The sequence below is a fragment of the Acinetobacter sp. A47 genome (assembly GCF_000805455.1).
In the GTDB taxonomy this organism is placed as follows: domain Bacteria; phylum Pseudomonadota; class Gammaproteobacteria; order Pseudomonadales; family Moraxellaceae; genus Acinetobacter.
In genome coordinates this window covers 22,139-29,754 of record NZ_JSUS01000068.1, presented here as the reverse complement: position 1 = coordinate 29,754, position 7,616 = coordinate 22,139, and the positions used below count along the sequence as shown (strand labels likewise).

At 37.6% G+C, this 7,616-nt stretch carries 5 protein-coding genes; all 5 read left to right on the top strand.

Annotated elements, in window-relative coordinates; all coding sequences use genetic code 11:
* Positions 1–290: 290 nt before the first annotated feature.
* The 5 genes from OC23_RS15065 to OC23_RS15040 all read left to right on the top strand — a co-directional run bounded on the left by OC23_RS15065 (position 291) and on the right by OC23_RS15040 (position 7,589).
* A complete protein-coding gene (locus OC23_RS15065; RefSeq protein ID WP_038345714.1) occupies positions 291–680 on the top strand; it encodes a minor capsid protein in 390 nt (129 codons plus the stop codon).
* Positions 677–883: a hypothetical protein gene (locus OC23_RS15060; RefSeq protein WP_038345713.1), complete on the top strand. Its 207-nt coding sequence runs from the start codon at positions 677–679 to the stop codon at positions 881–883. The genes OC23_RS15065 and OC23_RS15060 overlap by 4 nt, the downstream gene beginning before the upstream one ends.
* Positions 884–1,188: 305 nt before the next feature.
* Complete coding sequence (locus OC23_RS15055; protein WP_038345712.1) at positions 1,189–1,743, top strand: hypothetical protein; 555 nt, start codon at positions 1,189–1,191, stop codon at positions 1,741–1,743.
* 95 nt (positions 1,744–1,838) lie between these two features.
* A complete protein-coding gene (locus OC23_RS15050) occupies positions 1,839–2,204 on the top strand; it encodes a hypothetical protein (RefSeq protein ID WP_038345711.1) in 366 nt (121 codons plus the stop codon).
* Between the two features lie 336 nt (positions 2,205–2,540).
* Positions 2,541–7,589, top strand: coding sequence for a hypothetical protein (locus OC23_RS15040; protein WP_038345709.1), 5,049 nt, complete (start codon positions 2,541–2,543; stop codon positions 7,587–7,589).
* Positions 7,590–7,616: the final 27 nt, after the last annotated feature.

Genomic DNA, 7,616 nt, shown 5'->3' with positions numbered 1-7,616 from the left:
TATTAGTTGTTGAATTATATGGTATTATTTTAATTTCTACATTTCTACATTTCTACATTTCTACATTTCTACATTTCTACATTTCTACATTTCTACATTTCTACATTTCTACATTTCTACATTTCTACATTTCTAAGCTCTTTACTTTAAATAAGTAAGTGCTTATTATTTTAAGACCTTATTGCATCTTTCGTCTTCATTAAAAGTTCTCGGTAGTTTATAGCTTCATATTCATTTTTAGAGAGTTGGTGATAGAGAGTAAAAGATTTGTATTTTCATTGGAGAAAAAAATGCCCTATCTTATTTCAATTTATAAATATATCAATGATATAGGTCTGGCTAGTCAGGAAGAAAACCTGTTTATCCATTTAATGCCTAACTCAATTTCAAGTGGTGTGCTTTTAAGTAATCCCAGTGAAGGGATGAAAATTAATTATGAAATTAAAGGTTATTACAATACCGAGTTTCGAGTTGTTGTTAGAGCGGAAGCTTACGCAGCTGGTAATTTACTAATGCAACAGATTTCATCTTCACTCACAACTTCAGAACGAAGATTAGAAGATATTGTTATTAAACAATGTTATCCATATAGTGAATCAGTTTCGCAATCTACTATTGATAGTAGTCTTTTTGAGATTACACGTGATTTTAAAATTATGTTTTGTGAAATAGCGAAATGAAAACAAAAAAATATAGAACAAAAAGTCTCGAGAGTGTTTTGGAGGAACTTAAACAATTAAGTGCTATGCAAAATAGTTTTACTCTTAAACCTGATGGAAAACAGGGGGATTCAGAGAAAAATGTCTCTTATATAGCTATACAATATCAGGGGCCACTACATAAGAGTAAAGAAGCGGGTTTTAGTTTTTTTAAACATAACTAATTGTTTTTAATTTTTATTTTAGTAAGTGGCATAGTTTGGATAAGAAATATTGATGTCTATATAGTCCAATTTTTTGAAGCTTAAAAAGCTAAATTATTCTCCTAACATGATTCAAAAGCTGCCTAGTAGGTTCTCCAAAAGGAATAGCTAGATGATGAAATGTTACTTTTAAAAGATTTTCATAGTCACTTTAAGGATTTTTTTCAACTTTTTTATAAAAAGTATTTAAATTACTTCGTAATATGCTATTCTTTAACTCAGAATAATAGTAAGTACTTACTATTATAAATTTAAGGAGTAATATAATGGCTAATAATGATACTACTAATGTTAAATTAGGCGTATGTAAAGTATTCTTTGGTGGTGTAGATCTTGGCTTCACTAAAGGCGGTGTTGAAGTTTCTGTAGAAACAGAAACTCACGAAGTTCAAATTGATCAATATGGAAATACTCCAATTGATGAATATATTACTGGTCGAACAGTAAACGTTTCCGTTCCTTTAGCAGAAACAACATTGGACAACTTAGTTGCAATTATGCCAGGTGCAAAACTTGAAACAGATGCTTCTGCAAATGCCACTAAAGTCCTGGTACCAACAGGGGTGGGTGTTAAACTAAAAGACTTTGCTAAGGAACTTATTCTTGTACCTAAAGGTTTGAATGGCACATTGGATTATAATGATGCTGTACGTATTCCAAAAGCAGCGACTCCTGGCGCAATGACTTTTGCCTATAAACTAGATGAAGAGCGTATCTTTAACTGTACTTTTAAAGGTTATCCTGTTACGGAAGGTACAGCTGATAATGCAACGGAAGTACTTTATCAAGTTGGTAAAGCAACCGCGCCAGTCAGCCCTTAATTTTTTAAGAAATATAAGTAAATACTTGTTTATAAAAAAGTGATCCAACTTGCCTTGGATCACTTTATAGAAATTCCATATTGAGACTTCCGTTTATGAAATTATTAAATTTAGAAGCATTAACCAAATCCGTAGTTAACCGTGTCGTAAAAGTGGGTAACGCAGAACACCAAATTAAAACATTAAATGTACAGCAGTTTTTAGAAATTCTTGATGAAACAAAAGAGGTTCAGAAGTTAGCAGATGCTGGTGAATTTACAATGCCAGAGGAAGTGCGAATTACTACCAAAATTGTTGGGTTTGCTCTACCGACACTATCAAAAGTTGAAATTGATAGTTTGGATTTAAATCAACTTCAAGCAATTGCAGCTTTTGCAAAAGGTGAAGACGTTGAAGGTGTTACTCAAGAACAAACTACAGAAATTGAAAAAAATGAAGATGAGTCTCAAGAGGGAAAGTAATTGAATCGCTTGATTTCGGTTTTCTCTTTGCCCAAGTCATGCACTTCTACTCTTTAGACTTTGAGCGCGTATTGCTGTTGCCGATACGCGTCTTTTGGCTTCTAAGCAACAACATCCAACGCATTCAAGCCAGAAATGATCTTCGATCTTTGAATGTCTATTCAGCCACACAACTATCAGTAAATGGTTCTACTGAACTACTTAACAATGTTCGTGAACAGTTACTGGAAGAACGTGGTGATACGATCAAACTCAAATTCGATCCGATAAAAGAAAGACTAGATCGTACAGGACTTGAAACGCTGAGGAGAATGAGCGAAAAAGGACGGTAATCATATGTCTGCCAATGGCGAAATTAATAATACACTTAAGCTTGATGTAAGTCAGTTTGATCGAGCGATTCAAAAGGTATCAAAGAAACTTGAAAAGTTTAATAAAGACCTAGCTAAAACTGATACATCCATTGGCAGTCTAGAACGGGGGCTTGAGCATCTCGGGGGTAATGCTAAAACATTATCTTCACAATTCAGGCTCTTAAATACAAACTTTATTAACACAATTAAGGGTTTAAGTGGCATTAAACAAGCATCTGACGCTGCTTTAAAATCACTAAATGGTGTTGAGAAATCAATTTCTAAAGTTGCTACTAGTGCTTCTCAGGCAGCAAAAAGCTTAGATGTTTTATCTAACTCTACAAAAAATTATGAAAAAAACTTAAAGGCCATCCCAACGTTATTAGATAAGATCTCAAAAGGACAAAGTGCTTTAGAATCAAAAACAAAATCTTTAGGGGGAGAACTAGATAAGCTCTCACAAAGAGCGATTAGCAATAATAGCAGAGCACTACAATCAGAGATGCAAACTAATAATAAGATCATTGCTGAAAAAAAAGCCATGGTAAATAGGCTTGCGCAACTTCAAAAAAATGCAGAAGCTAATTTAGCTAATCAACAACATATTTATAACGGAAAATTTTTCGGTAAGAATAAAAATTCGATGTCTGATAAAGCTGTAGACATGCGCCAAAATATTGACATGTGGAAAAGAGAAGTAGAAGCTGCGAAAAATGCAAAAAAACAAGCTGAATCTTTTCTTCGAAGCATGCAGAGCCAGAGCTATAGTTCTTCTGGAGCGAGAGGTAGTCGAGCTGCTAATCAACCACAGCCTCGTGTAAGATCATTAAGAGAACAACAAACATATTCTGTCAATAATACAACAAGATCTATTACGTCTCAGCGCCAACAATATAATCTTCCTTCGGGTATTCTTGGAGCTGCGTCAGCCGGTGTCACCGGTCGACAACAATCGTTGCATCTCCTCCCTCAGTTATTGCCAAACTTACAACAAGTAAGCCAACAGCAGCAGCAAAATCATCGCCAACAGATGCAAAATTTGCAACAGGAACAGCAGCAACATCAAGAAATGCATAAACAACAGATTGATTCTGTGAAAGAAATGGCTTTAGCATTTGCCAGTACGACAATGCAAGTTGCTGCGATTGCAGCAATTAATCAAAATATGAACTTAGAACAATCTAAGTTACGCTTAAATTTGTGGAATTTACCTAAAGATGAGCGTGAACGTTTTATTGGAAAATCCAAAGATCTCACCAAAAGTGAACGCTACCTAACACAATCAGATGCGATTGATGCTCGATTGGCGGCAGTGTCAATGCTAGGCAAAAATAAGGAAGATGTGGTTGATAAAACCTTGCCAAATGCAACGCGTATTATTCAAACCTTACGTTCGTCTGGTTATGAGTCAGGTAGTAATAATGAGTTATTGCAGGGACTTTATGGCTTTGCAGATGCTACTAAAGCGCTTGAAAATCCTGAAAAAATTAAAAAAGCATTTGAAGCAATTTATAAAATTTCTACGATTTCTAATGGCAAGGTAAAAGTAGCTGATGTTGAAACAGCGGCTAGAAGTATGGGAGGGATGAGCTCTAATGTTTCTGCGGATGGTTGGGTAGGTGTATTTGCCCTTGCTGAACAGATGAAATCGGTGAGCGGTGGAGAAAGTGTTGCTCGAATGAGTGCGATGCTTAAAATGATGGGTTTATATACCTCTGGCACACAGATCACCAGCGAAAATGCCAGTGCATTAATGGGTACAGATGTTTTAGCTGAGTTTAAAGATGGTGATGCCACTAAAGCGGCTAAAGAAAATGCCAGAAATACTCAAAACTTTATCAAGATGCTGAAAGGGGCGGGTTTCACCGACTCTAAAGCCATGGGTGATGATCCAGTCAAGTTTTTTGCTTCAATGCGTGAGCAAATTTTATCTTATATGATGCGTAAAGATAATTTTGCGAGTTTCTTTGGTGAAAATACCAAGCGCTGGTCATATGATACACAGGGTCAAATGCTTGACCAATCTGGTAAGGTTGTTGATCGGAATGAACAGGCTAGACTGGAACAAATAGGCTTTAGACAATATGGACAGGGGCTTGGCTGGTCAAATGGTGCGGTTGATTCATTTGCCTCGGTCACTGATGTGCGTTCTCTTGATAAAGCAAACCAAGTTACGACAAGTGCGAAACAAGCTGTAGATAGCTCACAGGCCTACCTATTATCACAACAAACTTTACAAGCAGCGATCGAGAATTCGAAAGCATCTCTAGGGCGCTTGGCAGAAGCATTTGAGCCACTGATTGGTGTTATAACAGGTTTTGTGAACATTTTTACACAGGTGGTTGATGCAGTTACCTCTATTATTAATATAGACCCTTCCATTGCTACCATTGTTGGCTTAGGTGCTGCTTTAGGTGGAGTTACTCTTGCCTCTATTCAACTATTTGGTCAGTTTTCTACGCTACGTACGTTCTTGTCTGGAGTAATGTCGAGTTTAGGGTTATTTAGCAGTACAGCAGCTCAAACTGGCACTGCAATTAGTAGTATTGGCACTGCTGCAGGAACAGTTGCACCTCAAGTTGCGACAATGAGCTCTCGTGTATTAGGAATTATGGGAGGGCTATTACGTTGGACGGGTTGGGTTGGTCTAGGATTACTCGTTGGACAAGTATTTATCTCATGGCTAGATAGTATTAATAAGAATGAAACACCTCTACAAACAGGATTTCAGCGTTTTGTGCAGGGGTGGAAAGACACTTTAGCAAGTGGCTTAAACGACATGGGAGTTTGGTTTAACGAATTTCTCCTAAAAATGGGTTGGGACATTGATAGAGCAAGAGCTAACCTTGATCGATTAAAAAGAGAAAAGGGAGAGGTCATTAGTTTACGTTTTAATGACACAAAAGAGACAGCAGTTACTACACCAAAAACTAGAGCGCTTGCGCAACAATTAATTGAACTAAATGATGAGAGGGAATCTCTTCGAGAAGTAATTAAAAAAGGAAATAATAATACCTTTGGTAAGTTTGATGCTGTACAGGCAATGAAATATCAATCAGCCAAGCATCAATTACCTATAGTTGAAAACAAGATTAGAAATAGAACAACAGCATTAGACAAAGCAGGGTTAGTGTTTTTATTGAATGGAGAAAATGCTGGTAATGTTATTCTAAAATCACAATATCAAAAAGTATTACAAGGCATAACTGATGAAGGAAATGCTAAACTAAGAGAGAAGAATAGAGCAGGGAGTCTCCCTACGCTTAAATCTATTGCTAATAGCTTTCCAAAATCGACTCCTTCTTCTAGGGGACATATGAAGGCACCTTTATCTTCGGGTAATAAGGTGAAAAATGCTATACCTGTAGCAGAAGACCCTAAAAGATTTGAAAAATATGCGACTGATCAGAGTAGCTCAGCATATGAAGGGTTTACAAATGCATTTAATAAGCTCGTAGAAGGTCATTATAAAAAGCCTGAACCACTCGCTGCATTAGAACAACAATTTGCTCGCTATGAGAAAGAAAATCCAAAAGCATTAGAAGATAGTGCGTATCTAGCGAAGAAAAACTCGACGATCAACTATCAGGTCGCTCAGGATACAGTGGCCTTAGCAACTGGATCAAAAAGTACCAGCCAGCAACTCGCCATTGGTTTGATGGATAGTAATGTAGGGCGACGAAAAGCAAACGCTGATTTTGCATATAATGAAGTTGAACGGGAAATAAACTCTCAGCGGAAAGCACTCGATGAGCGTATCAAGCTTGTTCAAGCAAATATAGGAAAAGCCCCTAATGCACAAAAAGAATATGATGATTTAATCAAAGCGAAGCTAAATACAGAAGCCGAATTCACCAACCGCTTGACCTTAGAGCATCAAAAGCGTGTTAAAGATTCAGAATCAGCGACACAGCAAATGCTGCGTCAATACCAAAACTTACAAGATGGTATGGAGAATCTAAATCAAAAGTGGTCGGAGAAGTCGATTGACTCTGTGAGTAATTTAATTACTGGCAGAATGAAGTTTAAGAACCTTGATTGGCGACAAATTGGTTCTGATATTTTTGCAGATTACTCAAAAGTCTTTGTGCAAAGTGCGATGAGTCAGCTCGTTATAAAAGCTCAAGATACAACAAGTAACCTGTTGAAAAATGTGATGGGAGATCAGACCTTTTCCAGCTTAGGTACATCTCTGCTTCAAGGAAAAGCAGCTGATGGGACAGGTTGGGTATCGGAAATGCTCAATAAATTCCGTAATCTTGGGCCATTTAAACCAGCAGTTGATCCAATCACAGGAGAGTCAACCGTTGCAGCAGGTGCATCAGAAGTTTTACCGCTCTTTGATCAGTTTAGAACGGCACTTACACCACTGACTACCAGTCTTGGTACTTTATGGGAAAGTATCGGAACCGCATCTAGCAGTTTATTTAGTTTTGCGACAGATGCTGTTGCTAAAGCTATTTCTGCTTTAGCACAGTGGGCACTTGGACTTCTTACCTCACAGACCGCTGAATCCGGATCTAGCTTTTTAGGCACTTTATTTCAAGTCGGTTCTAGCGTAATGGGGGCATACTCAGGTGGTGGTGGAGCTGCTGGGGCAATTGGTAGCGGGGCTTCCTACCAGGTTGGAGGTGGTTATGGTTCTGCAATAGGTTGGGGGGGGACTTTTGCAAAAGGAGGCACCTTCACAAATAACTTATTCAATCGTCCTACAGCATTTGCTTTTGCCAATGGCGGTTCATTTAGCCAGCTAGGTGTCATGGGAGAAGCCGGACCCGAAGCTGTTATGCCACTGTCACGAGATTCTTCAGGAAAGTTAGGTGTCTCTTTATATGGCGATAGCGCTGGCGGAAATTCACAACAAAATCAAGTGAGCATTCAAGTCAACGTTAATAATGATGGAAGTTCGTCAACTACCTCAGATGGTGATGAGCGTGGTGAATATAAAGATATGGCTAGACAGATTGAAGCGGTAGTTATAAGTCAACTGTCCAAACAATCTCGTCCAGGCGGCTTACTTTATAAAAAATAACCTTTATTAATAGTAAGTACTTACATA